At 60.7% G+C, this 22,125-nt stretch carries 23 protein-coding genes and 1 pseudogene; 11 read left to right on the plus strand and 13 right to left on the minus strand.

Annotation, left to right across the window (positions count from 1 at the left end):
• Positions 1-83 precede the first annotated feature (83 nt).
• Positions 84-347 carry a hypothetical protein gene (locus tag J7U39_RS03630; RefSeq protein WP_210630451.1) on the minus strand — a complete coding sequence of 88 codons (264 nt, stop codon included), beginning with the start codon at positions 345-347 and terminating at the stop codon, positions 84-86.
• A gap of 102 nt (positions 348-449) precedes the next feature.
• The gene (hemF, locus tag J7U39_RS03635) at positions 450-1,361 is read right to left on the minus strand and encodes an oxygen-dependent coproporphyrinogen oxidase (RefSeq protein ID WP_210630452.1); all 912 of its coding nucleotides are present in this window, start codon (positions 1,359-1,361) and stop codon (positions 450-452) included.
• A gap of 168 nt (positions 1,362-1,529) precedes the next feature.
• Between hemF and J7U39_RS03640 the strand changes: the two genes are divergently transcribed.
• The gene (locus J7U39_RS03640; protein ID WP_064804101.1) at positions 1,530-1,790 is read left to right on the plus strand and encodes a hypothetical protein; all 261 of its coding nucleotides are present in this window, start codon (positions 1,530-1,532) and stop codon (positions 1,788-1,790) included.
• Between the two features lie 3 nt (positions 1,791-1,793).
• Here the strand turns inward: J7U39_RS03640 and J7U39_RS03645 are convergent, their stop codons facing one another.
• Complete coding sequence (locus J7U39_RS03645) at positions 1,794-3,440, minus strand: Na/Pi cotransporter family protein (RefSeq protein ID WP_210630453.1); 1,647 nt, start codon at positions 3,438-3,440, stop codon at positions 1,794-1,796.
• Between the two features lie 195 nt (positions 3,441-3,635).
• Positions 3,636-4,097 carry a tRNA (cytidine(34)-2'-O)-methyltransferase gene (locus J7U39_RS03650; RefSeq protein WP_210630454.1) on the minus strand — a complete coding sequence of 154 codons (462 nt, stop codon included), beginning with the start codon at positions 4,095-4,097 and terminating at the stop codon, positions 3,636-3,638.
• A 384-nt stretch (positions 4,098-4,481) separates the two neighbouring features.
• Between J7U39_RS03650 and J7U39_RS03655 the strand changes: the two genes are divergently transcribed.
• Positions 4,482-6,338 (plus strand): ABC transporter ATP-binding protein, encoded by a 1,857-nt coding sequence (locus J7U39_RS03655; RefSeq protein WP_210630455.1) that lies wholly within the window; start codon positions 4,482-4,484, stop codon positions 6,336-6,338.
• 106 nt (positions 6,339-6,444) lie between these two features.
• Here J7U39_RS03655 and J7U39_RS03660 read toward each other — a convergent pair whose 3' ends face one another.
• A complete protein-coding gene (locus J7U39_RS03660; RefSeq protein WP_210630456.1) occupies positions 6,445-6,675 on the minus strand; it encodes a CopG family transcriptional regulator in 231 nt (76 codons plus the stop codon).
• A gap of 160 nt (positions 6,676-6,835) precedes the next feature.
• Between J7U39_RS03660 and J7U39_RS03665 the strand changes: the two genes are divergently transcribed.
• A complete protein-coding gene (locus tag J7U39_RS03665; RefSeq protein WP_210630457.1) occupies positions 6,836-8,749 on the plus strand; it encodes an ABC transporter ATP-binding protein in 1,914 nt (637 codons plus the stop codon).
• Here J7U39_RS03665 and J7U39_RS03670 read toward each other — a convergent pair.
• Entirely contained in the window at positions 8,705-9,637 is a 933-nt protein-coding gene (locus J7U39_RS03670; RefSeq protein WP_210630458.1) for an endonuclease/exonuclease/phosphatase family protein, read from the minus strand. The two genes, J7U39_RS03665 and J7U39_RS03670, sit on opposite strands and share 45 nt — an antisense overlap.
• A gap of 286 nt (positions 9,638-9,923) precedes the next feature.
• Here J7U39_RS03670 and petA point away from each other — a divergent pair, with 286 nt between their 5' ends.
• The 4 genes from petA to J7U39_RS03690 all read left to right on the plus strand — a co-directional run bounded on the left by petA (position 9,924) and on the right by J7U39_RS03690 (position 13,364).
• The gene (gene petA, locus J7U39_RS03675) at positions 9,924-10,502 is read left to right on the plus strand and encodes a ubiquinol-cytochrome c reductase iron-sulfur subunit (protein ID WP_011426278.1); all 579 of its coding nucleotides are present in this window, start codon (positions 9,924-9,926) and stop codon (positions 10,500-10,502) included.
• A gap of 14 nt (positions 10,503-10,516) precedes the next feature.
• Positions 10,517-11,797 carry a cytochrome b N-terminal domain-containing protein gene (locus tag J7U39_RS03680; protein ID WP_085778917.1) on the plus strand — a complete coding sequence of 427 codons (1,281 nt, stop codon included), beginning with the start codon at positions 10,517-10,519 and terminating at the stop codon, positions 11,795-11,797.
• A gap of 25 nt (positions 11,798-11,822) precedes the next feature.
• Positions 11,823-12,707: a cytochrome c1 gene (locus tag J7U39_RS03685; protein ID WP_210630459.1), complete on the plus strand. Its 885-nt coding sequence runs from the start codon at positions 11,823-11,825 to the stop codon at positions 12,705-12,707.
• A gap of 114 nt (positions 12,708-12,821) precedes the next feature.
• Positions 12,822-13,364 carry an adenine phosphoribosyltransferase gene (locus J7U39_RS03690; RefSeq protein ID WP_210630460.1) on the plus strand — a complete coding sequence of 181 codons (543 nt, stop codon included), beginning with the start codon at positions 12,822-12,824 and terminating at the stop codon, positions 13,362-13,364.
• Positions 13,365-13,381: 17 nt separating this feature from the next.
• On the opposite strand, the gene J7U39_RS03695 is transcribed toward J7U39_RS03690, so the two are convergent.
• Together J7U39_RS03695 and J7U39_RS03700 are read right to left on the minus strand one after the other, a co-directional pair.
• The gene (locus J7U39_RS03695) at positions 13,382-13,849 is read right to left on the minus strand and encodes a MaoC family dehydratase (protein WP_210630461.1); all 468 of its coding nucleotides are present in this window, start codon (positions 13,847-13,849) and stop codon (positions 13,382-13,384) included.
• Entirely contained in the window at positions 13,846-14,334 is a 489-nt protein-coding gene (locus J7U39_RS03700; RefSeq protein ID WP_210630462.1) for a MaoC family dehydratase, read from the minus strand. Before J7U39_RS03700 ends, J7U39_RS03695 begins: the two co-directional genes overlap by 4 nt.
• Before the next feature lie 78 nt (positions 14,335-14,412).
• Here J7U39_RS03700 and J7U39_RS03705 point away from each other — a divergent pair, with 78 nt between their 5' ends.
• Positions 14,413-15,489 (plus strand): hypothetical protein, encoded by a 1,077-nt coding sequence (locus tag J7U39_RS03705; RefSeq protein ID WP_210630463.1) that lies wholly within the window; start codon positions 14,413-14,415, stop codon positions 15,487-15,489.
• A 16-nt stretch (positions 15,490-15,505) separates the two neighbouring features.
• On the opposite strand, the gene ychF is transcribed toward J7U39_RS03705, so the two are convergent.
• The gene (ychF, locus tag J7U39_RS03710) at positions 15,506-16,609 is read right to left on the minus strand and encodes a redox-regulated ATPase YchF (RefSeq protein WP_020921909.1); all 1,104 of its coding nucleotides are present in this window, start codon (positions 16,607-16,609) and stop codon (positions 15,506-15,508) included.
• A 154-nt stretch (positions 16,610-16,763) separates the two neighbouring features.
• On the opposite strand from ychF, the gene J7U39_RS03715 reads away from it, so the two are divergent.
• The 3 genes from J7U39_RS03715 to clpS all read left to right on the plus strand — a co-directional run bounded on the left by J7U39_RS03715 (position 16,764) and on the right by clpS (position 17,833).
• Positions 16,764-17,042, plus strand: a complete 279-nt coding sequence (locus tag J7U39_RS03715) for an AbrB/MazE/SpoVT family DNA-binding domain-containing protein (protein ID WP_210630464.1) — start codon at positions 16,764-16,766, stop codon at positions 17,040-17,042.
• Positions 17,032-17,430: a type II toxin-antitoxin system VapC family toxin gene (locus tag J7U39_RS03720; protein WP_210630465.1), complete on the plus strand. Its 399-nt coding sequence runs from the start codon at positions 17,032-17,034 to the stop codon at positions 17,428-17,430. The genes J7U39_RS03715 and J7U39_RS03720 overlap by 11 nt, the downstream gene beginning before the upstream one ends.
• 91 nt (positions 17,431-17,521) lie before the next feature.
• Positions 17,522-17,833 (plus strand): ATP-dependent Clp protease adapter ClpS, encoded by a 312-nt coding sequence (gene clpS / locus J7U39_RS03725; RefSeq protein ID WP_210630466.1) that lies wholly within the window; start codon positions 17,522-17,524, stop codon positions 17,831-17,833.
• A 6-nt stretch (positions 17,834-17,839) separates the two neighbouring features.
• Here clpS and J7U39_RS03730 read toward each other — a convergent pair.
• The 4 genes and pseudogenes from J7U39_RS03730 to J7U39_RS03745 form a co-directional block, all read right to left on the minus strand.
• A pseudogene (locus tag J7U39_RS03730) lies at positions 17,840-18,059 on the minus strand (GNAT family N-acetyltransferase); the annotation flags it as partial.
• 50 nt (positions 18,060-18,109) lie between these two features.
• Positions 18,110-18,841, minus strand: coding sequence for an aminoacyl-tRNA hydrolase (pth, locus tag J7U39_RS03735; RefSeq protein ID WP_210630467.1), 732 nt, complete (start codon positions 18,839-18,841; stop codon positions 18,110-18,112).
• 93 nt (positions 18,842-18,934) lie between these two features.
• Positions 18,935-19,648 carry a transporter substrate-binding domain-containing protein gene (locus tag J7U39_RS03740; RefSeq protein WP_210630468.1) on the minus strand — a complete coding sequence of 238 codons (714 nt, stop codon included), beginning with the start codon at positions 19,646-19,648 and terminating at the stop codon, positions 18,935-18,937.
• A 24-nt stretch (positions 19,649-19,672) separates the two neighbouring features.
• Entirely contained in the window at positions 19,673-22,024 is a 2,352-nt protein-coding gene (locus tag J7U39_RS03745; RefSeq protein ID WP_210630469.1) for an EAL domain-containing protein, read from the minus strand.
• Positions 22,025-22,125: the final 101 nt, after the last annotated feature.

The raw sequence follows: 22,125 nt of genomic DNA on the forward strand, positions 1-22,125 counted from the left end.
CCATCGCGTTCTCACGCGATTGATGAAATGTACGTGCGAAGAGAAGGTTCCGGCCGGCAGGAGGTGGCGACCGGAGAAGGTGTTCAGTCGGGCATCGCCCAGGCTTTGAAAGTATCCGAGAGATGGCCCGGCGTGTTGCTGTTGGCTGCGTCGTTCTGCAGTTCCTCCGGCGACTTTCCGCCGGCCAGTTGCAGCTTGACCTGCTCGATGAAGCAGCACAGCGGCAGATCGGAGCCACTCTTGGCCCGCAGTTTCTCGGCAATGCGGATAAGGAACTCGGGTGTGTCGATTGCACGGAATGTTTCCTGGACATCCGTGGACGCAGGCGAGCCGCTTTCTGTCGTCATGACAATCCTCCTCCGATTGTTACGCACGTACATATAAAGTTAGGACTCACTGAATTTTTATGAAGGTCCCTCAGTTCGAATAATCGATGAGATTTTACAGTCTCACGGCCAGCGCACGACAGGCGGCAGCGAGGAGAGAATGGATTCGACGTTGCCGCCGGTCTTCAGGCCGAAGATCGTGCCGCGATCATACAGCAGATTGAATTCGACGTAGCGGCCCCGGCGGATCAATTGTTCGTCACGATCGGCCTCCGTCCACAACTTGTTGAAGTTGGAGCGAACGATCTTCGGATAGACCATGGCGAAAGCCCTGCCGACATCGCGCGTGAAGGCGAAATCGGCGTCCCAGCCGCCGGCTTCTTCGCTCGAATGCAGCCAATCGAAGAAGATGCCGCCGATGCCGCGGGGCTCGTTGCGATGCTTGAGGAAAAAATAGTCGTCGCACCAGCCCTTGTAGGCATCGTAATCGGCGACGGCATGGTTTCGGCAGGCGATTTCCATGGCTTTGTGGAAGAGCTGGCTGTCCTCATCCTCCTGGGTGCGGCGGCGCGACAGCACCGGCGTCAGATCGGCGCCGCCGCCGAACCAGCGGCTTGTTGTGACCACCATGCGGGTGTTCATATGCACCGTGGGAACATTGGGGTTGACGGGATGGGCGATCAGCGAAATGCCCGAGGCCCAGAAACGCGGATCGTCCTTGGCACCCGGTATCTGGGTGCGAAAGTCCGGTGAGAATTCGCCGTGAACGGTAGAGGTGTGGACGCCGACCTTCTCGAACACGCGGCCTTCCATCATCGACATGCGGCCACCGCCGCCAGCGCCTTCTTCACGCGACCAGTCCTTGGCGACGAAGCGGCCGGGCTCCTGATCGGACAAGGGGCCTTGCAGTTCGTCTTCGAGGGCTTCGAAGGAGGCGCAGATCGTATCGCGCAGTCCTTCGAACCAGTTGCGGGCGGCCGCCTTCTTCTCTTCGATATCCGCAGGCAAGCCGATCGGCAGTTCCGGTCTTTCCATGTCACGCCTCCGCGGCCGGCATCCGTTCAGGATGCGACTCGCTCATTCCCTGTTGCCCGCCACATCTAGCAGGTGGCGCCGCCTCTCGCCAAGGCTGCGGCCGGGGCATCGAGATTCGACTCGCAAAGCAAGGGTTTCGATACTATCTTTTCGGCAGAGGTAGGGTTGATGGCAAAAATTCCAGGACCTCCGTCCTTCGACGGCCTGAAGCGCAGAATGGCGAGACACCGGGCGGAAAATCCTGCCCGCAAGAAAGACCATTTCGTGCGTGAGACATATTGCCTCGGCCTCCTCGATGCCCGCGCCAAGGCGCGCGAATGGTTCGACGAATATCCGAAAGCGGCCTATTGGACCGAGGTCGAAAGCTGGCGTCAGCTCGACGGCGACCAGATCGAATTCACCATGCGCCGTCTGCCTTCGGCCGACTGACCGTCACTCCGCGACAGCACGCACGCGGCTTTCGATCAGAAGGCCGCTTTCATCCAGGATCGGATGCGCCACCGAGACGATGTGGGCGTTGATCCTCTTCAGGTCACGCAGCATATCGAGATGCAGCGAGCTTGTCTGCAGACTGTCGGCGCGTCCGTCACGCAGGCGCTCCAGATGGTGTTCGGCCGACTGTTTCTCCATGCGCCGGACCTCTACCTTTGTCTCCATCATCTGACGCGCAAGATTGAAATCGCGAGTGACGAAGATCGTCTGGGCGACACGAAGATTGTCGATCGTCAGGTCGAACAGCTTACGCAATTCCTGATGACCGTCGTCGGAAAACCTGAGCCCGAGCGAGATCTTCTTCGATATCTGCTCCAGCAAGCCTTTCTCGATGATATCGCCCATATGTTCGAGATTGATGGCATAATCGATGATAACGATCGAACGGCGGGCGTTCTCGTCGCTGAGCCCCTCGCGGCCGAGCTTCGAGAGATAGACCTTCACCGCCTGCTGCAGCTTGTCGACACGCTCTTCGAGGATCGCGATTTCGGAAAGCTTGGAAGAGTCATTGCCTTCGAAGGCCTCGGAGACTCGGATCAGCATGCGCTCGATGATGTCGCCGATGCCGAGCACTTCGCGGGTGGCGCTGGTCAAAGCAATGACGGGCGTCGAAAGCTCATGGGCGTCCAGATATTTCGGAGCCGTGTCCGGCTCGGCCTGATCCGGAACCAGTCGGGTCATCAGCGTGGCGAGCGGCCTCGAAAAGGGCCAGGCGAGGGCGGCGAGCAGAACATTGAAAAGCAGATGCGCATCGACTGGGAGCTTTGACGGTCCGAAGGGCAGCACCTGAATGAATTCCGCGCCGTAGCCCGCGAGCGGCAGGGCGATGATGCAGCCGAGCGCACGGACGGCGAGATTGCCGAACGTGACGCGTCGCGCCGAAACCGGCCCGGACATCGTCGCGACGACGGGCGGTATCGCGCCGCCGAGATTGGCGCCGAGCACGAGCACGATGACGAGTTCGGCAGAGATCAGGCCGGCCGAGGCGAGCGACAGGATGAGCACCACCACAGCCAGACTGGACGATGAGACGAAGGCGAGCGCTGCCGAGAAAAGGAGCGCCACGGGCAGAGCGCCATCCAGCAGACTGATGAAAGCGGCGAGAGCGGGGGAGGCGCGCATCGGCTCCGTCGCAAGGCTCAGGAGATGCAGCGACAACAGCATCAGGCCGATCCCGATCAGCGCTGCGCCGCCGCCTTGGCGGGTGCTGGAGCGGCCGCGGTAAAGCACGATGCCGGAGAGGATCAGGAGCGGTGAGAGCCATTCGATGCCTGTCGCGACGATCCATGCAGTGATCGCCGTGCCGACATTGGCGCCGAGCAGGACGAGCTGGGCCATGCGCGGATTGATCAGATCACGTTCGACGAAGGAGGCGGTCATCAGCGCTGTTGCCGTCGAGCTCTGCAGCGCGACGGTCGCGACAAGTCCCGACAGGAATGAGCGAAGGCCGCCGCGCGTGCCGGTCGCCAGCCCCGTTCTCAGCCGGGCGCCGAAGGCCCTGGACACGCCGTCCTTCACCTGCGCGAGGCCGAACAGCAGCAGCGCCACGGCTCCGAACAGGTTGATCATGATGATCGTAGAATCCATTTTCTTGTTTTATTCTGCTTTCGTCAGTCTAAGGGCGTCGGCCTGATGGCCAATCTTCCCAAGTTATTGAAATTGTGAAAATCGTGCGGGGGTTTTGATTGTCCGGCTAATGAATATACGCCGGTTTGATCGATTGACAATGTCGATTTCCGACACTTGTTGATATATTCGGCAATCCGTTCAGACAGCCGCCGATCAAGCCCAGACGGTTTGGCGCATCGCCTCGCCGACGATCATGGCCGCCGAGACTGCGACATTGATCGACCGCTGGCCTTCGACCATCGGAACGAGGATGCGGGCGTCGGCTCTCTCGTGCACGTGATCCGGCACGCCGGCGCTTTCGCGCCCAAACAGCAGGACATCATCCGGGCGGAAGGCGAAGTCGGTGTAGCGGTCGGCGGCCTTGGTCGAGGCGAGGATCAGGCGCCGGCCTGATGTGGCGCGCCAGGCCTCGAAGCGGTCCCAGCTGACGTGGCGGGTCAGCGCCGCGGCGGCGATATAATCCATGCCCGATCGTTTCAGGTTGCGGTCGGAGACGTCGAAGCCGGCGGGCTCGATCAGATCCACGGCAAAGCCGAGGCAGGCTGCAAGGCGCAGGATCGTGCCGGTATTGCCGGGAATGTCCGGCTGATAGAGTGCCAGTCTGAGGTTCGCCATGTATGCGCCGCTTGTTCGTTTAGACGCGGGGAGGCCTAATACAACTGTGATTTCGGCGCAACAGGACGCGGTTTGGCCCTAAAACGCGCTATTTGCGCCAGTTCAGGTCTGGAAGTTTCGCACTTTTCGCGTTATGCATGCACATCTTCGAACGCCAGCAGGGAGGGCCTCATGAATATTTTGCTCATTTCGCGCTTTCCTGCCGTGATGCCGATCAAGGCGACATGGCACCGCTAGAGCGGGCTTCTTTCTAAAACTTCCCTTTTGATCCATTGTGCGGCTGTTTCAGCCTCGCCCCTTGAACGTCCGGTTCCCATATGTGCTTGCATGCGCCGGGATGGCGCGAAGCCGGGAGCCGGAACGGTGATGTTTCGGAGCAATTTCATGTTTGGCTGGTTCGAGCAGCGACTCAATCCCTTTCCGAGCGAGGAGCCCGTCGCCCCCCCGAAAGGTCTCTTTGCCTTCTGCTGGCATTACAGCAAGCCGGCAGCGCCGTGGCTCGGCCTGATGGCAGTGCTGACGTCGCTGATCGCCATCGGCGAAGTGGCGCTCTTCCAGTTCCTCGGCGACATCGTCGACTGGCTGACCAATGCCGATCGCGCCACCTTCCTGCAGACGGAAGGCCACAAGCTGTTCTGGATGGCGGCTCTGGTGCTGGTCGGCTTGCCGCTGGCGGCAGGGCTCGATTCCCTCATCATGCACCAGATGCTGCTCGGCAATTATCCGATGATGGCGCGCTGGCAGATGCACCGCTTCCTGCTGCGCCACAGCATGACCTTCTTCGCCAACGAGTTTGCCGGGCGTGTCGCGACCAAGGTGATGCAGACCTCGCTTGCGGTGCGCGAAACGGTGATGAAGATCCTCGACGTCTTCGTCTATGTCGTCAGCTATTTCCTGACGATGATCATCGTGATTGCCGCGGCCGACTGGCGGCTGATGATCCCGATTCTCATCTGGCTCGCAGTCTATGTCAGCATCGTCTCTTACTTCGTGCCCCGGCTTCGCAAGCTCGCGGCCCAGCAGGCGGATGCGCGCTCGATGATGACGGGCCGCGTGGTCGACAGCTATACGAACATCGCAACCGTCAAGCTGTTCTCGCATGCGGGACGCGAGGAGATCTATGCCAAACAGGGCATGGACGAGTTCCTGCAGACCGTGCACAAGCAGATGCGAAAGGTGACGCTGTTCCATATCAGCGTCTACCTGAACAACTGCGTCGCGCTCTTTGTCGTCTCGGGCCTGTCGATCTGGTTTTGGCTGAACGGGGCGATCTCGGTCGGAGCGATCGCCATCGCCATCGGTCTTGCCATGCGCGTCAACGGCATGTCGCAGTGGATCATGTGGGAAGTCTCGGCGCTGTTCGAGAATATCGGCACGGTCTATGACGGCATGGAGATGATGAGCAAGCAGCACGACATCATCGACCAGCCGAATGCGCCCGCAATGACGGCCAAGAAGGGGGCGATCCATTACGATCGCATTCGCTTCCACTATGGCAAGGGCAAGGGTGTCATCGACAATCTGTCGCTTGACATCAAGGCAGGCGAGAAGGTGGGTCTGGTCGGTCGTTCCGGCGCCGGCAAGACGACGCTGATGAACCTGCTGCTGCGCTTCTATGACCTGGAGGCCGGCCGCATCACGATCGACGGGCAGGATATATCAGGCGTCTCGCAGGAGAGCCTGCGTTCGCTGATCGGCGTGGTGACGCAGGACACCTCGCTGCTGCACCGTTCGATCCGCGACAACATCGCCTATGGCCGGCCGGAGGCCACCGACGCCGAAGTGATCGAAGCGGCCAAACGCGCCAATGCCTGGGAGTTCATCGAAGGGCTCGTTGACATGCAGGGCCGCCAGGGGCTCGACGCGCAGGTCGGCGAGCGCGGCGTCAAGCTCTCAGGTGGTCAGCGGCAGCGGATCGCGATCGCCCGCGTCTTCCTAAAGGATGCGCCGATCCTCGTGCTCGACGAGGCAACCTCGGCACTCGATTCCGAAGTCGAGGCGGCGATCCAAGAAAACCTCTTCGCCCTGATGGAGGGCAAGACGGTGATCGCGATCGCCCACCGGCTTTCGACGCTGACGGAGATGGACCGGCTGATCGTGCTCGACAAGGGGCGGATCGTCGAGGCCGGTTCGCACGCCGAACTGATCGGAAGCGGCGGCATCTACGCCGACCTCTGGAACCGCCAGTCCGGCGGCTTCCTCTCCGATCATGCCGAAGAGGCGGAAGAGGCCGCGGAATAAGAATCGACCCTCCCGGCGTGAGCGGGGAGGGCATTTTCATGATTTCGATGATTTGTGCTCGCGAGACGATTGTCGAAGACCGGATGCGCTCGTGCCGGCGTTCTTTTCAAAGACTGTCGGCCCAGTCGATCACGCGGTCATGTCCGACGACGACGATGCTGTTGGCGGCCGCGATCGTGCGCAGCGCCACGATGCGGCGGCGCTCCTCGCTGTCGAGCCAGGCGGCGATAGCCTCGATGACGATCTCGTCGCGCGGCAACGCCAGGTCGAGAGCCAGGGCATCCAACCTTTCTGCAAGCGGAAGCGGAATATGCGCATCGAGCATTTTCGTTTCCATGACGTCTCTCCGGTTAAGCGCGATCCTATCGTCAGATTGTGACGGGTTCGGGGGCAATCAATGGCGATGCCGCCGATGTTATCGTCTATTACCAAAATATAAGGTTGCGTCCGCTTTTCATTCCCTTTGCCACTCCCCTCAATCCGCCTATATCGCTTGCATGTTTCTGCGACCCCTCTTCCGCCTGTTTGAAACCTGGATCGATCCGTTCCGCCGGCGCGACGACTTGCAGCCGCCGCGCGCTACGCTCGGTTTCATCTGGTTCTACATCGGCCAGGCGAAGATGCCGTTCATCGCCATGCTCATTCTCGGCGGCACGTCGGCGGCAATCGAGGCCGCACTCTTCTGGTTCGTCGGACGCCTCGTCGATATTCTCGCTAGTATTGCGCCCGGCGCCGGCTGGAGCGGTCTTATCGCGGCCCATGGCGGCGAGCTGTTCGGCATGCTCGCTCTCATCGGGCTCGTGCGCTTCGTCGTTGCCTTCCTGATTGCCCTCGTCGATCAGCAGGTGATCACGCCGGGCTTCTACAATCTAGCACGTTGGCAATCTTATCTCCATGTCTCAAGGCAATCATTGTCGTTCTTTCAGAGCGATTTCTCCGGGCGTATCGTCACCAAGGTCTGGTCGGCCGGCCAGGCAACCGGGGATCTCGTCACCTCGTTGATGGAAAGCGTCTGGTTTGTCGGAATTTATGCGGTAACGACGCTGGTGCTCGTCGCCAGGCTGGACTTTACGCTCGCCGCCGTCGTGCTGTTCTGGCTTGGCGCCTTCAGCCTGCTTGCCCGCCACTTCGTCCCACGGATCCGCCATCACTCGCGCGAAACGGCGGAGGCCGGATCGATGCTGAACGGCCGGATGGTCGACGCCTATAGCAATATGCAGACACTGAAGCTGTTCGCGCGCGATGAAGAGAGCGACCGCTACATGCGCCAAGGTTTCGATATCTATCAGGACACGGTGATGCGCTTCACGCGGTTCATTACCGGTGTGAGGGCCTCCATGGCGCTGCTCTCCGGCCTGATGATCGTGACGATGGCGGGCTTGAGCGTCGATCTCTGGCTGCGCGGCCTCGTCAGCTCGGGCGCGGTGGCGTTCTCGCTGGCGCTGGTGCTCCGGCTGAATTTCCTGCTCGGCAGGCTGATGACGCAGTTCAACGGCATCATGCGCAATCTCGGCACCATTCAGAACGCCGCCGAACTGATTTCGCAGCCGCTCGGGCTCGTCGATCGGCCGGATGCGAAGAGCCTGGTGATCCGCCAGCCCGGCGTCCGCTTTGACAATGTCTCCTTCCGCTACGGCAAGGGTCAGCAGCCCGTCGTCGAGAATTTCTCCCTGACCATCCGCCCGGGCGAGAAGGTCGGGATCGTCGGGCGTTCGGGCGCCGGCAAATCAACGCTGATGAATCTGCTGCTGCGCCTCTATGACATCCAGGACGGCCACATCTTGGTCGACGGTCAGGATATATCGGCCGTGACCCAGGAATCGCTGCGGATGCAGATCGGCGTCGTCAGCCAGGATACGTCGCTGCTGCACCGTTCCGTGCGCGACAATATCCTGTTCGGACGACCGGATGCCGGCGAGGAGCGGCTGGTCGACGCGGCCCGACGCGCCGAAGCTGTGGACTTCATTGCGCGCCTGCAGGATCAGCAGGGCCGTAGAGGTTTCGATGCGCATGTCGGCGAACGCGGCGTCAAACTATCGGGCGGGCAGCGGCAGCGCATCGCCATCGCGCGAGTCATGCTGAAGGACGCGCCGATCCTGGTTCTCGACGAAGCGACGTCGGCGCTCGATTCGGAAGTGGAGGAAGCGATCCAGTCCAATCTCCATCGGATCATGGAGGGAAAGACAGTGCTCGCAATCGCCCACCGGCTTTCGACGATCGCCGCGCTCGACCGGCTGATCGTCGTCGACCTTGGCCGGATTATCGAGGAGGGCAGCCACGACGAGCTGCTTCGCCGCGGCGGGCTCTATGCGGAACTCTGGGCACGCCAGTCCGGCGGATTTCTCGCGTCCGACGAGGATGCAGGCTCAAGGATCGAGGACGAATTCCGCCATGAGGCCAAAATGGTTTGATCCGAAACTGTTCTCGATGCGGCGGACCGATTTCAGCCGCAGGGGCGCTTTGCTGAAGACGTGATCGATCGAAATGCCGAGCGGGCCGGCGGCGATCGGCCATGTCGCAGGCTCCAGCGATGCGGTGCCCAAGCCTTGGCTGCGCATGAGATACTGCACATCCGGCGCCAGAATCGACGTATTGAAATCACCAGCAAGCACGAGCGGTCCCGGCAGCGAAGAGATAATCTCGGCGAGATCTTCGACTTCCAGGCCGTGGAATTCGTCATAATAGGGTTTGGTCAGGTGCGCGGCGAGCAAGTTGACCTTCTGGCCGTCGAAATCGATCGTCGAGATCGTCAGCCGGTTGCGCCACAGCAGGCCGAGGCTGCGGATGCGAGGTTCGATCAGCGGGCGCTTCGACAGGACGAGCGTATCGCATTGCTCCATGCCGACGCCGCAGCCGACGTAATAGGGGTATGTCTTCAGCAGTCGCGGCAATTCGGACAATACCGGTTCGGCCTCGAGGATGTTGACGACGTCGGCGCCGGATCCGATCGCCATGTCGGCGATATCAGCGCCGTTTGCGAAATTGTCATTCTCTATATTGAAGGACATCAGCTTGAAGAGAGCAGGGCGGCTCTCGTCTACCTTAGGCTCGACGAATTCACGCGCCATCACGATGCCGTGGACGGCGAGAACCATCGATGCGCCAAGTGTCAGCAGCGCGTACCAATGGCGCTTGAAGAGGAGGGCTATGCCGGAGGCCACTGCTGCGGCCGCTGCCAGATGGATCTGGAAGCTATAAAAAAGAGAAAGCAGATAGAAATCTTTGGCATAGCGCAGCGAGATGATAGCGAGAACGAGGGTTGTGAGAACGCTCATTACGCAAAAGATCGTGTCTCTCATCCGCTCGGGTCCGGCTGGCTGGCATCGTTGCGGTTGCGCCTAACACGGTGGCTTTTGTGTTGCAATGCAACATAAGGGCAAGCGGGTGTTTGCCGTAAAAAATTCATCTGAAATTTCCCGCGACATTGTGCCCTCATCCCCTTGCCAAGGCTGGACATAATTTGCGATCAAGCTTAGAACGCGCCGGATTGCCGGGGAATCTATGGCCGAAATGTGTCCAGATCGATTCGTCAGCAGAGGGGGCGGGGCGGAATTCCGCGATAATTGCGCAGAGGATGGTTAAGCCGTGAGCGAACACGTAACGACAAGCGAGGCTTCAGCAGAGCCCACTCGCCGTGATTTCCTTTATCTCACCACTGGTATGGCGGGCGCTGTCGGCGCCGTTGCTGTCGCATGGCCGTTCATCGACCAGATGCGTCCGGATGCATCGACGCTGGCGCTTGCCTCCATCGAAGTCGATGTCGCGAGCCTTGAGCCCGGCATGTCGCTGACGGTCAAGTGGCGCGGCAAGCCGATCTTTATCCGCAACCGCACACCGGAGGAAGTGAAAGCGGCAGCTGATGTTCCGCTGGCGGATCTCAAGGATCCGATCGCGCGCAACGCAAACCTTCCACCTGAAGCGCAGGCAACCGGTGTTGACCGTTCGGGTGGCAAGGACAAGGAAAATTGGATCGTCATGATCGGCACCTGCACCCATCTCGGTTGCGTTCCGCTCGGTCAGGCCGGTGAGTACAATGGTTGGTTCTGTCCCTGCCATGGCTCGGTCTACGACACGGCCGGCCGCATTCGCAAAGGCCCTGCGCCGCAGAACCTGGCGATTCCGACCTTTTCATTTGTGTCCGATACCAAAATCAAGATCGGTTGAGGGGAGACTGATTTATGAGTGGCCATTCCAGCTACGAACCATCAACCGGCTTCGAAAAATGGGTCGATGCGCGCCTGCCTCTGCCGCGCATGGTCTATGACAGCTTCGTGGCATATCCGGTTCCCAGAAACCTGAACTACGCCTATACCTTCGGCGCGATGCTTTCCGTGATGCTGATCGTGCAGATCCTGACGGGTGTCGTGCTCGCCATGCACTACGCCGCCGACACGACGATCGCTTTCAACTCCGTTGAAAAGATCATGCGCGACGTAAACCACGGGTGGCTGCTGCGCTACCTGCATGCCAACGGCGCATCCTTCTTCTTCGTTGCCGTCTATCTGCACATTGCCCGGGGCCTCTACTATGGCTCTTACAAGGCACCGCGCGAAATCCTCTGGATCCTGGGCGTGGTCATCTACCTGCTGATGATGGCGACGGGCTTCATGGGCTACGTCCTGCCCTGGGGGCAGATGTCCTTCTGGGGCGCGACCGTCATTACCGGCTTCTTTTCGGCCTTCCCGCTGGTCGGCGAATGGGTGCAGCAGTTCCTGCTGGGCGGCTTTGCCGTCGATCAGCCGACGCTGAACCGTTTCTTCTCGCTGCATTACCTGCTGCCTTTCATGATTGCGGGCGTCGTCGTCCTGCATATCTGGGCGCTGCATGTGACCGGCCAGACGAACCCGACCGGCGTCGAGGTCAAGACGAAGACGGACACGGTGCGTTTCACGCCCTATGCGACGATGAAGGACGCCCTCGGCGTCTCCGTCTTTCTGCTCGTTTACGCCTATTTCGTCTTCTACCTGCCGAACTTCCTCGGTCACGCCGATAACTACATCCCGGCCGATCCGTTGAAGACGCCCGCCCACATCGTTCCCGAATGGTACTTCCTGCCGTTCTACGCGATGCTGCGTTCGATCACCTTCAACATCGGCCCGATCGACTCCAAACTCGGTGGCGTGCTCGTGATGTTCGGCGCAATCATCGTGCTCTTCTTCCTGCCGTGGCTTGACACCTCGAAGGTCCGTTCGGCGGTCTATCGTCCCTGGTACAAGCTGTTCTTCTGGCTGTTCGTGCTCAACGCGATCATCCTCGGCTGGCTCGGTTCGCAGCCTGCGGAAGGCAGCTACGTCATCGTGTCGCAGATCTGCACGCTTCTCTACTTCGCCTTCTTCCTGGTCGCGATGCCAGTTCTGGGTCTGGTGGAAACGCCGCGCCGCATCCCGAACTCGATCACTGAAGCGGTGCTTGAAAAGCGCAACAAGACCACTGGCGCCGCCGCGGCGGCCAATGCGTAAGCGAGCGACGGAAGGGAATAGAACTATGAAAACGCTTGTTGCAAGCATTCTGCCGCTTGCCGTCGCCGCTCTCCTTGGCAGTGCCGCTTTCGCAGAGGAAGCGACGCCCGCGAATGGTGCAGCTCCCGCGCATCACGAGGAAGGCGCGACGCCGCACTATCCGCTAAAGGAACCAAAGGAGCAGGAATGGAGCTTTGCAGGCCCCTTCGGCCACTACGACAAGGCTCAGCTCCAGCGCGGTCTCAAGGTTTACACGGAAGTCTGTTCTGCCTGCCATTCGATGAGCCTCGTGCCTTTCCGCACGCTCGACGAACTCGGTTATTCCGAGGCACAGGTGAAGGCATTCGCTGCCAATTACGAAGTTCAGGACGGGCCGGACTCGGCCGGCGAAATGTTCACCCGCAAGGCAGTCCCTTCGGATCATTTCCCATCGCCCTTCGCCAATGCTGAAGCGGCGGCTGCGTCCAACAACGGTGCGGCTCCGCCTGATTTTTCGCTGATCGCCAAGGCCCGTGAGGTCGAGCGCGGCTTCCCGCAATTCGTCTTTGACATCTTTACGCAGTATCAGGAAAGCGGCCCGGACTACATCTACTCGCTGCTGACCGGCTATGAAGAGCCGCCATCCGGCTTCCAGGTGGCTCAGGGCGCGCATTATAACCCGTATTTCCATGCTGCCGCCGTTCTCGCTATGCCGAAGCCGCTTTCCGACGGCCAGGTAACGTATGACGACGGCGCGCCGGCGACTGTCGATCAGTACGCCAAGGACGTTTCCGCTTTTCTGATGTGGGCCGCTGAACCGCATCTCGAGGAGCGCAAGCGCACCGGCTTCATGGTCATGGTGTTCCTGGCGATCTTTACGGTGCTGATCTACCTGACAAAGCGCTCGGTTTACGCCAACAAGGAACATTGAGCGTTCCGTGTCCGAATTCGAAAGGCGGCTTGCGAGCCGCCTTTTTTGTTGGTTCCACCCCCGGCAATTGATAGGGTGCAGCCGGTTTTATGCGCTCGCAGATACGGACTTTCCATGAACAATATGCTTTCGGAGCTTGCCGCCAGCATCCGCTCCATTCCTGACTATCCCAAGCCCGGCATCATTTTCCGCGACATCACCACGCTGCTCGGCAATCCCCGCGCTTTCCGCCGCGCGGTCGACGAACTCGTGCAGCCTTATGCGGGCCTGAAGATCGACAAGATCGCCGGCATGGAGGCTCGCGGCTTCATCCTCGGCGGTGCGGTGGCGCACCAGCTTTCCTCGGGCTTCGTGCCGATCCGCAAGAAGGGCAAGCTGCCGCATGACACCGTGCGGATCGCCTACAGCCTGGAATATGGCGTCGACGAGATGGAGATGCATCGTGATGCGGTCGAGCCTGGGGAGAAGGTGATCCTGGTCGACGATCTCATCGCCACCGGCGGCACGGCCGTGGGGGCGACGCAGCTTCTGCGCCAAATGGGCGCGGAAGTGGTCGGTGCCTGCTTCGTCATCGACCTGCCCGATCTTGGCGGTCGCAGGAAGCTGGAAGAACTCGGCGTCGTGGTGCACACGCTGGTCGAATTCACTGGACACTGACCCCTGTTGCGACGGGGTCAGTCGTACTCCAGCACACCGCTTTCGAAGCGCATCACCGGATCGCCGTTCTGATTGACGCCTTCGCAGAGAATGGTGTTGAGGTGCCACCCCGGCCGCGACGCGAGCGGCCGGCTGGAGAGAAGGGCGACGGAATAGCTCACGACGTCGCCTGCAAAGACGGGCCGCAGCCATTGCAGCTTCTGAAAACCGGGCGAGGGGCCGAGGTTCGGTGCCGTCAGGCCTCTTTCCCTAAGCGCGATGCTTTGCTTTTTCCAGAAGGCGAGGAAGGTCCGCATCCAGGCGGCCGTGGTATGCCAGCCCGAGGCGCAGAGGCCGCCGAAAAGGGTGTCTTTCGCCGCTTCCTTGTCGATATGAAAACGCTGCGGATCGTAGCGTCCGGCAAAGCGGATGATGTCTTCCTCGGTGAAGGCATAGCTGCCGATTTCGGCCTTCGCGCCGAAAGGATAAAGTTCGGCCATTCTCATGCCGGCAGCTCCGGGTTCATATCGGCGTCCTGCGGGGGGCGCATGCGGATCATGACCGAATTCTCCGAAAGGCAGACGAGTTCGCCGCGCTGGTTTTCCAGCACGTGGCGGAATTTGACGATGCCCATGCCGGGGCGCGAGCGCATCGGCCGCGTTTCGAGTACGCTCGAATGGCCCTGCAGCGTATCGCCCGCGAGCACCGGCTTTCGCCATTCCATCAGATCGATGCCCGGCGCCCCCTCGCAGAGGGCGTTCAATATATAGCTGTCGGCCATCATGCGCATGAGCATTGCTGAGGTATGCCAGCCGGAAGCGGCAAGTCCGCCGAGGATGCTGGCGCGGCCGGCAGCTTCGTCGAGATGCATCGGCTGCGGGTCGAATTCTCTGGCGAACTCGATGATTTCTGCGGCGAGCACCAGCTTGGGACCGAGGGGGAAACGGTGTCCGGGCTCGAAATCTTCGAAAGACAGCTTTTCTGCCGGCATTTTCTCCTCCGCCATATGCAGCGCATAATGCTTACAATAGCATCCGCGCGGGCTCAATGATTCCGGGGAGAAACCGGTATGACTGAACTGAGGTCGATACTCGACGAAGCGGCGCGCGAGGGGCTAATTTCGCCGGAAGCGGGTGGGCGTCTTCTGCCGTTTCTCATCGAGCGCGGCGTTGCCGTTGCCGAAGCGCCGGTGACAACAACAGCCGAACCGCAGCAAACATGGTCGGATACCGAGATGCCGCGCTTCGTGCGCGGCTTCCACGACGTGCTGATCACCATCGGCGTTATTGTCGCGGTCGTCGGCCTCTGGGGGCTGGCGCCACTTTACGCCGTGCCGGTTGCCATCATCGTGCTTTCGGAAATCCTGGTGCGGCGCCAGCGGCTCGCTTTGCCGGCTGTCAGCCTGACGATCGCACTGTTCTGCTGGACATTTTTGATGATGTCCCGCGTCTTCACGCCGTGGACCTCCGAAATCGGGGCGGATCTGACGCAGTTCGTCGCCGGCTTTCCGATCCTGCTCGGCGTCTATTATGTCCGCTATCGCGTGCCGTTGTCGCTGGCGCTCACCATCATGTCGACGCTTGCTTTGGTGCTCACGCTGCTTTTGCGACTGGTGCAAGGTCTCAGCGGCAATCCCGCGTTTTTTGTCGATCATCTTGGTGTGCTGGCCGCGGTCGCTTTCGTGTGCGCGCTCGGCCTGTTCGCGACGGCGCTTTATTTCGATCTCGGCGACCGGCTGCGGCGGACGACGCGTTCGGATATCGCCTTTTGGCTGCATCTCGGCGCGGCGCCGGCGCTGCTCTACAGTGCCGTCTCCCTACTGTCGTTCGGGGAAAGCGGCAGGATCTTCGACCTGGCGAACATGTCGGCCCGGACTCCCGTGGTCGTCGCGACCGTGGCGGCGCTGATGCTGATCGGCCTCGTCATCGATCGTCGCGCCTTCGTCACGTCGGGGCTGCTGTCCCTCGGCTTTGCGATCTTCAGCGTCGTTCGGAAGGGAAATGCGACTGTCGACACCTACATCTTCACGACGCTGATCGTCGTCGGCGCGATCGTGCTCATTATCGGAACAGGCTGGATGCCGCTTCGGCGGCTGGTGCTCAGGGCACTGCCGCCGGCAATCGCAAACAGGCTGCCGCCCGGTTAACGCGGCAACGATTTCATCAGGTGTTGAAACGGAAGTGGATGACGTCGCCGTCCTGGACGACGTATTCCTTGCCTTCGTCGCGCGCCTTGCCGGCATCCTTGGCGCCAACTTCGCCATTGTACTTGATGTAATCGTCGTAGGCGATGGTGTTGGCGCGGATGAAGCCGCGTTCGAAATCCGAGTGGATGACGCCGGCGGCCTGCGGCGCCTTGGTGCCGCGCTCGATCGTCCAGGCGCGCGTCTCCTTCGGGCCGACGGTGAAATAGGTGATGAGGTCGAGCAGCTTGTAGCCGGCGCGAATCAGCCGGTCGAGGCCCGCCTCGTCAAGGCCGAGGGCAGAGAGGAATTCCTTGGCTTCCTCTTCGGCAAGCTGGGCGACCTCCGCTTCGATCGCCGCCGAGATGATGACGGTTTCGGCGCCCTGCTCCTTCGCCATGGCGGCGACGGCGGCGGTGAATTCGTTGCCGGTCGAGGCATCGCCTTCGGCGACATTGCAGACGTAGAGCACCGGATGCGAGGTGAGGAGGTTGAGGCCCTTGAGGATAGCGATCTCCTCGGCATCGAGCTTCGACAGCAGCGTGCGCACCGGCTTGCCTTCGTTGAGCAGCTTCAGCGAGGCTTCCATGATCGGCAGCATCGCCATCGACTCCTTGTCCTTGCCGGTGGCGCGCTTGCGCGTCTGCTCAGTGCGGCGCTCCAGGCTCTCGAGATCGGCGAGCATCAGTTCGGTCTCGATCGTCTCGGCATCGGCGACAGGATTGATGCGGCCCTCGACATGGGTGATGTCGCTGTCCTCGAAACAACGCAACACGTGCACGATGGCGTCGACTTCGCGGATATTGGCGAGGAACTGGTTGCCGAGGCCTTCGCCCTTCGAGGCGCCGCGGACGAGGCCGGCGATATCGACGAAGGAGATGCGGGTCGGGATCAGTTCCTTGGACTTCGCGATGTCGGCGAGCTTGCGCATGCGCGGATCGGGCACCGCGACTTCGCCGGTGTTCGGCTCGATGGTGCAGAAGGGGTAGTTCGCCGCCTGCGCGGCCGCCGTCTTGGTGAGCGCGTTGAAGAGGGTCGATTTGCCGACGTTCGGCAGACCGACGATGCCGCATTTGAAGCCCATGGCTTGATCCATATCTAGTGGTAAACTTTGCCCTGCCTATGCGGGAATGGCCGGCTCGGGTCAAGGGTTTGCGGCACGAATCGAAAAAGCAAGGCCGGCCGGCTTGAAGGTAAGGCGGTTTAGCCTTACCTTTGACGGAAAGGATAGAGCTGACATGACAACCCTGACAGTGACGGCAAAAGGACAGGTCACCTTGAGAAAAGAAGTGCTTCGGCACCTCGGGATCAGGCCCGGCGACAAGATCGATGTCGATCTCCTGCCTGGTGGCAAGCTTGAGGTCGTTGCGGTCAAAACGCAGCCGGCCAGCGGCTCCATCGAGAGTTTCTTCGGAAGTATCGAGAACAAGGGCAATATTCATGCGACGCTCAAGGAGATCGATGAGGCCATAAAGGCGGGCGGGGCTGGCGAGGTCGGCGTCGCTGATGATCGTTGATACGAATGTGCTCGTGCGGGCGGCCGTGGATGACGATCCGAAGCAAACGGAACGTGCAAGGATGTTGATGCGCGAGGCTGAGCAGCTGTTCGTCTCCAACCTGACGTTCTGCGAGTTCGTTTGGGTCGTCGGTCGGATTTATCGCAAAAGCGCCGCCGAGATCGCCGCGACCATCCGGCTGCTGATAGCCGACAGGAAGGTCGTCTACGATAGAGCAGCTGTCGAGGCTGGATTGTCCTTCCTCGATGCCGGCGGGGATTTCGCCGATGGCGTCATCGTCTTCGAAGGCCGCAGGCTTGGCGGCGAAGTATTCGCGACCTTCAACAGGAAGGCTGCCGCCATCGTCGAAAGCGCCGGGCGAGCCTGCCTGCTGCTCTCGTCGGAGTGATATCCGTCATTGAACTGCCGTGCTGACGGTGCAATATAGTCCGGCGGATGTTTCTTCCGCCTTTTCATGTCATCAACGGGTGGATTTTCCGATGAGTGACAATGACGTTGCCCTGAAACCGAAGACCAAGGTGAAGCCGAAGCTGGACAGGCCGAAGCTCTACAAGGTCATTCTCGTCAACGACGATTATACGCCGCGCGAATTCGTCATCGTGATCCTGAAGGTCGTTTTCCGCATGAGCGAGGAGACCGGCTATCGGGTGATGATGACGGCGCACAAGCTCGGCTCCTGCGTGGTCGTCGTCTGCGCTAAGGATATTGCCGAGACCAAGGCCAAGGAGGGCATCGACCTTGCCAAGGAGATGGGCTTTCCGTTGATGTTCACCACCGAGCCTGAGGAATAGCTGGGCTCAGGGCCGGCGGATCTGATAGCCCGTCTTGTCCTGCAGGAAGAGGCAAGTCTCGTAGAAGCGCAGCGTCGCCGGGTTTTTATAGCCGGTGAGCCGCATCACCTTGTAACAGCCGGCGTTCCGCGTCAGATTTGGGACGATGATCACCGCGAGGTCGCAGCAGCAAAATTGCCAGCAAAGCCGATGAACAGGTCATGCCGGGCTGAGCGAGGTTGGCGGACAAGATTGCCGGCGCCGGAGGGATGTTAAGATCCTGGTCCGGCATCCGTCTTATTCCCCCTTGTTGCCGAACATCTTCTTCAGCATCTCGGCCATCGGGCCGCTGGTCGGCAGCTTCGGCTGATTGCTGTTGCGGGCCTGGCGGATATGCGATTGGCCGGCCGGCTTCTTGTCGCTATCCCTGCTTTCCTTTCGCGGATTCTCTTCCTCGGCCTTGCCGCCGAGCGCCAGCGCGATCTTGTTCATCAGCTGCGAATCCTCGTTTCGCACCAGCATGTCGGCATTGTCGGCGAGCGTATCGAGAAGCGGCTCCAGCCAGACCTTGTCGGCCTTGGCGAAATCGCCGAGCACGTGGTTCTGCACCATTTCCTTGACGCCGGGATGGCCGATGCCAAGGCGCAGCCGCCGGTATTCCTTGCCGCAATGGGCGTCCAGCGACTTGATGCCGTTATGGCCGCCATGGCCGCCGCCGGTCTTCAGCCGCGCCTTGCCAGGGGGCAGGTCGAGTTCGTCATAGATCGCGACGAGGTCGGCGGGCTGGAGCTTGTAGAAGCGCATCGCCTCGCCGACGGCCTCGCCGGAGAGGTTCATGTAGGTCTGCGGCTTGATCAGCAGGACCTTGTCGCCGCCAAGCTCTCCCTCCGCAATTTCCGCCTTGAACTTCTTCGACCAGGGGGAGAAGCTGTGGCGCCGATGGATGGCGTCGACGGCCATGAAGCCGATATTGTGGCGGTTGCCGGCGTATTTGCCGCCGGGATTGCCGAGACCCGCAATGATCAGCATGGCCTGTCGTCCTCGCTTAAGCTTTTCCGACGTTCACCACCCGGAAACGGGAGCAAAGTCAAGCGGAAAGGGCGGCGGGCGCACCGAGCGGCATCAGTCCGACAGGTTCATGCCGTATTTCTGGAAGATCTGCCTCTGGTCGCCATCAGCGATCAGCTTGTCGAGGGCAGCCTGCATCTTGGCGTGCAGATCGTCGGGAAAGCTCTTCTCGCAGGCGATGCCCATTGGCTGGGAGGAGAGCACGGTTACGATCTCCACCGGCTGATCGGCCTTCAGCTTTTCGAAGTAGAGTTCGGAGATCGGCATCATGTCGATGCGGCCGCTGAGCAGCTTGCGCAGTGTGGCGTTGAAGTCACTGGCGACGTCCAGCTTGGTGAAACCCTTCTCCTTCAGGATCGTCTCGGTGTAGTCCTCGCGCTGGGTGCCGATCGTATATTTCTTTGCCTCTTCGAGATTGCTGGCGGTGATGCCCGAACCCTTGCGGGTGATCAGGATGTTTCGGTCGATGAGCAGCGGTTCGACCCATTTGAACAGTGGGTCGCGCGCGCTGTTGTGGGCGGTGGCGAAAACACATGTCATCGGCGCGGTGCGGGCAAGGCTGAAAGCACGCGCCCAAGGCATGACCTCGATCGTGTAGTCGACGCCGATCGCGGCCATCACCTTCTCGACCTGCTCGACGGTCGCGCCCTTGATCTCTTTGCCTTCGCGATAGTTGAAGGGAGCGTAATCCTCGGTCGTGAAGGCAACCGTCTGTGCGTGAGCCGCGCAGGGCAGCGCCAGGCATGCGAGAAGCAGGAGCTTTTTCATCGTCTCATCTCCTTGGGTCTTCGTTTATGAGGCGCGCGCGACGGCCGACTGCGGGGCCATCAGTTCCTCGATGAGTGCGGCTGCGTGCTGCGGACGATGGAAGAGATAACCCTGGCCGTAGTCCAGACCCATCTGGTGAAGCGTGCGGCATTCCTCTTCCGTCTCGATGCCCTCAGCAATGACGGTGCAGTTCATCTTGTGGGACAGGGTGGTGATGCCTTCAATCAGCATGCGGCTCTTCTGGCGCACGTCGTCGTCGCCGTCGTTAATCGCGCGGGTGAAGGACTGATCGATCTTGATGATATCGACAGGGAAACGATTGAGGTAGCTCAGCGACGAGTAGCCGGTGCCGAAATCATCGAGCGCGATGCGGCAGCCGAAGCGGCGAAGTTCCGTGACAATCATGCGAATCTGCGGGTTGTCGTGCATCAGCACGGCTTCCGTGATTTCGACGACGATGCGCTCGGGGCGGATGCCGTGGCGACCGACGATCGCAGCAAGACGGGCAGGCAGCGCCGGCTCGAACTGCAGCGGCGAGAAGTTGATGGCAAGGTAGGTATCCTGCATCCCCGATATGCGAGAGATTTTCGCGAGATTGGAGATCGCCTTTTCCATGATGAGGTTGCCGACGCGGACGATCTTGCCCGTCTCCTCTGCGACGCTGATTATTTCGGCCGGCGGCATCAGGCCCTTCTGCGGATGGTTGAGCCGCATCAGCGCCTCGAAACCGGCGACGCCGCGGCCGTTCAGATTGACGATTGGCTGCAGGAACGCCTCGAACCAGTTCTCGGAGAGACCGGCTTCGATATTGGCCTCGATTTCGGCGCGGCTGCGGGCGCGGTCGAGCATGGCTTTGTCGAAGAGCTGTGCGCCGTTCTTGCCGTCCCGCTTCTTGGCATACATGGCCATGTCGGATTTCTGCAGCAGCTCGGCGGCGGTCGCGGCATGATGTGGGTAGATGGCGATGCCGATGGAAGCGCTCAGATGCATGTCCGGGGCAAATGGCGTTTCGAAGATTGAGGCGATCTGCTCGCACATCGCCTTTGCGCGTGTTTCGGCGTCTTTCGCCGGCAGCAGGATGGCGAACTCGTCGCCGCCGAGACGGGCCGCCTCGTCGGAGGGGGCAAGATGGGTCTTCAGGCGCTCGACGAGTTCGATCAGCGCCGTGTCGCCGGCAGCGTGCCCCATATTGTCGTTGATCCACTTGAAGCGGTCGAGATCGACGAAGAGGCAGGCGAGTTCCTGGCCGGCGGCGTCTGCGGCAGCGATTTTGTTGTCGAGCACCGCCTCGAAGCCCTGGCGGTTGAGGAGCCCGGTCAGATGGTCGGTGATTGCCTGGCGATGGTTGCGGTCCTCCGAAGCCTTGAGCTCGGTCACATCCGTCATGACGGACAGCGAGAGGCGATCGTGAGCGCCGGCGGCGGCTTCCGATTCCATAATGAGGACGTCCATGGTGCGGCCGTCCAGGCAGACGAATTTGACGGTGACCGTCATGCCATTTTCGCCCTGGCGGCGCTTGACGAACTTATCGCGGCTGCTTGACGTCACCAGATCTGCGAAATTGCGGCCGATGATCTCGGGGCGGCTATATCCGGTGGCAAGCAGCCAATAGTCGCTGACGGCGGTGATGCGGTCTTCCTCATCGAGCGAGAAGAGCATGGCGGGTGTCAGATTGTAGATATCGGTGGCGCGACGATGGGCGAGCTTCAGCTCCATCTCCTCGCTTTCGAGCTTGGTTTGCATCTCGTTGAAGCTCCGGGCAAGCCGTCCCATCTCGTCGTTCGACTGCCAGTCTACATGATGGCGCGAGCCGAGCTGCCGGGTGGCCTCGATTGCCGCCGTCAGACGCATCAGCGGCTGGATGACGAAGAATCGGTTGCCGATCAGCGCTGTGCCGAAAACGGTCAGAACCGCGAAGATGAAGATCGAAATGAAGACGACCTCTTCCTGCTTCAGACCGGAAAACAGTCCGAGGGCGGGATAATAGACGCTGATGCTGCCGAGGTTCTTCGGACCGTCGACGGTGTTGTAGATGATGGCACGCGACACCTGCACGAGCTTGCCGTCAAAGGAACGCGGAATCGTGGATTGGCTGACGTCGAGCTGGCCCGACTGATCACGCACCTCGACCTTGACGATGGCGCCTTGGGAAACGACCGTCGCGCTGATCTGGGTGACACTTTCCTCGTCGAGGTCCCAGAGCGGTTTTGCCAGCGCCTGAGCGTTGGCGACAAGAAGAACAGAGATATGGTCGCGTATTTCTTTGTCGGCGCGCTCCGAGGAAAGAAAAAGGAAGAGAACAAAAAGCGGAGCGACAAAAACAAGCAGCGCTCCGCAAACAATCCCAAAAAACCTGTTCTCAACGGAATTGTTCATGGTTCCGTCTACTCCCCCAGGCCGGCATACTTGCTGTCGCGCGTTCGGGCCGGCTTCTTCGCAGCTGACGGCCCATGCTTTCACGAATATGTTAAATGTTG

The organism is Rhizobium sp. NLR16a, from assembly GCF_017948245.1.
Taxonomy (GTDB): domain Bacteria; phylum Pseudomonadota; class Alphaproteobacteria; order Rhizobiales; family Rhizobiaceae; genus Rhizobium.

Excerpts from the sequence above, each read along its gene's own strand:
- J7U39_RS03685 (WP_210630459.1), top strand. The coding sequence starts at position 11,823 with ATGAAAACGCTTGTTGCAAGCATTCTGCCGCTTGCCGTCGCCGCTCTC.
- J7U39_RS03695 (WP_210630461.1), bottom strand. The coding sequence starts at position 13,849 with ATGAGAATGGCCGAACTTTATCCTTTCGGCGCGAAGGCCGAAATCGGC.
- J7U39_RS03680 (WP_085778917.1), top strand. The coding sequence starts at position 10,517 with ATGAGTGGCCATTCCAGCTACGAACCATCAACCGGCTTCGAAAAATGG.
- J7U39_RS03670 (WP_210630458.1), bottom strand. The coding sequence starts at position 9,637 with ATGAGAGACACGATCTTTTGCGTAATGAGCGTTCTCACAACCCTCGTT.
- J7U39_RS03660 (WP_210630456.1), bottom strand. The coding sequence starts at position 6,675 with ATGGAAACGAAAATGCTCGATGCGCATATTCCGCTTCCGCTTGCAGAA.
- J7U39_RS03720 (WP_210630465.1), top strand. The coding sequence starts at position 17,032 with ATGATCGTTGATACGAATGTGCTCGTGCGGGCGGCCGTGGATGACGAT.
- J7U39_RS03705 (WP_210630463.1), top strand. The coding sequence starts at position 14,413 with ATGACTGAACTGAGGTCGATACTCGACGAAGCGGCGCGCGAGGGGCTA.
- ychF (WP_020921909.1), bottom strand. The coding sequence starts at position 16,609 with ATGGGCTTCAAATGCGGCATCGTCGGTCTGCCGAACGTCGGCAAATCG.
- J7U39_RS03740 (WP_210630468.1), bottom strand. The coding sequence starts at position 19,648 with ATGAAAAAGCTCCTGCTTCTCGCATGCCTGGCGCTGCCCTGCGCGGCT.
- J7U39_RS03645 (WP_210630453.1), bottom strand. The coding sequence starts at position 3,440 with ATGGATTCTACGATCATCATGATCAACCTGTTCGGAGCCGTGGCGCTG.
- J7U39_RS03690 (WP_210630460.1), top strand. The coding sequence starts at position 12,822 with ATGAACAATATGCTTTCGGAGCTTGCCGCCAGCATCCGCTCCATTCCT.
- J7U39_RS03745 (WP_210630469.1), bottom strand. The coding sequence starts at position 22,024 with ATGAACAATTCCGTTGAGAACAGGTTTTTTGGGATTGTTTGCGGAGCG.
- J7U39_RS03655 (WP_210630455.1), top strand. The coding sequence starts at position 4,482 with ATGTTTGGCTGGTTCGAGCAGCGACTCAATCCCTTTCCGAGCGAGGAG.
- J7U39_RS03640 (WP_064804101.1), top strand. The coding sequence starts at position 1,530 with ATGGCAAAAATTCCAGGACCTCCGTCCTTCGACGGCCTGAAGCGCAGA.
- J7U39_RS03650 (WP_210630454.1), bottom strand. The coding sequence starts at position 4,097 with ATGGCGAACCTCAGACTGGCACTCTATCAGCCGGACATTCCCGGCAAT.
- J7U39_RS03665 (WP_210630457.1), top strand. The coding sequence starts at position 6,836 with ATGTTTCTGCGACCCCTCTTCCGCCTGTTTGAAACCTGGATCGATCCG.
- J7U39_RS03630 (WP_210630451.1), bottom strand. The coding sequence starts at position 347 with ATGACGACAGAAAGCGGCTCGCCTGCGTCCACGGATGTCCAGGAAACA.
- clpS (WP_210630466.1), top strand. The coding sequence starts at position 17,522 with ATGAGTGACAATGACGTTGCCCTGAAACCGAAGACCAAGGTGAAGCCG.
- J7U39_RS03700 (WP_210630462.1), bottom strand. The coding sequence starts at position 14,334 with ATGCCGGCAGAAAAGCTGTCTTTCGAAGATTTCGAGCCCGGACACCGT.
- J7U39_RS03715 (WP_210630464.1), top strand. The coding sequence starts at position 16,764 with ATGACAACCCTGACAGTGACGGCAAAAGGACAGGTCACCTTGAGAAAA.
- hemF (WP_210630452.1), bottom strand. The coding sequence starts at position 1,361 with ATGGAAAGACCGGAACTGCCGATCGGCTTGCCTGCGGATATCGAAGAG.
- pth (WP_210630467.1), bottom strand. The coding sequence starts at position 18,841 with ATGCTGATCATTGCGGGTCTCGGCAATCCCGGCGGCAAATACGCCGGC.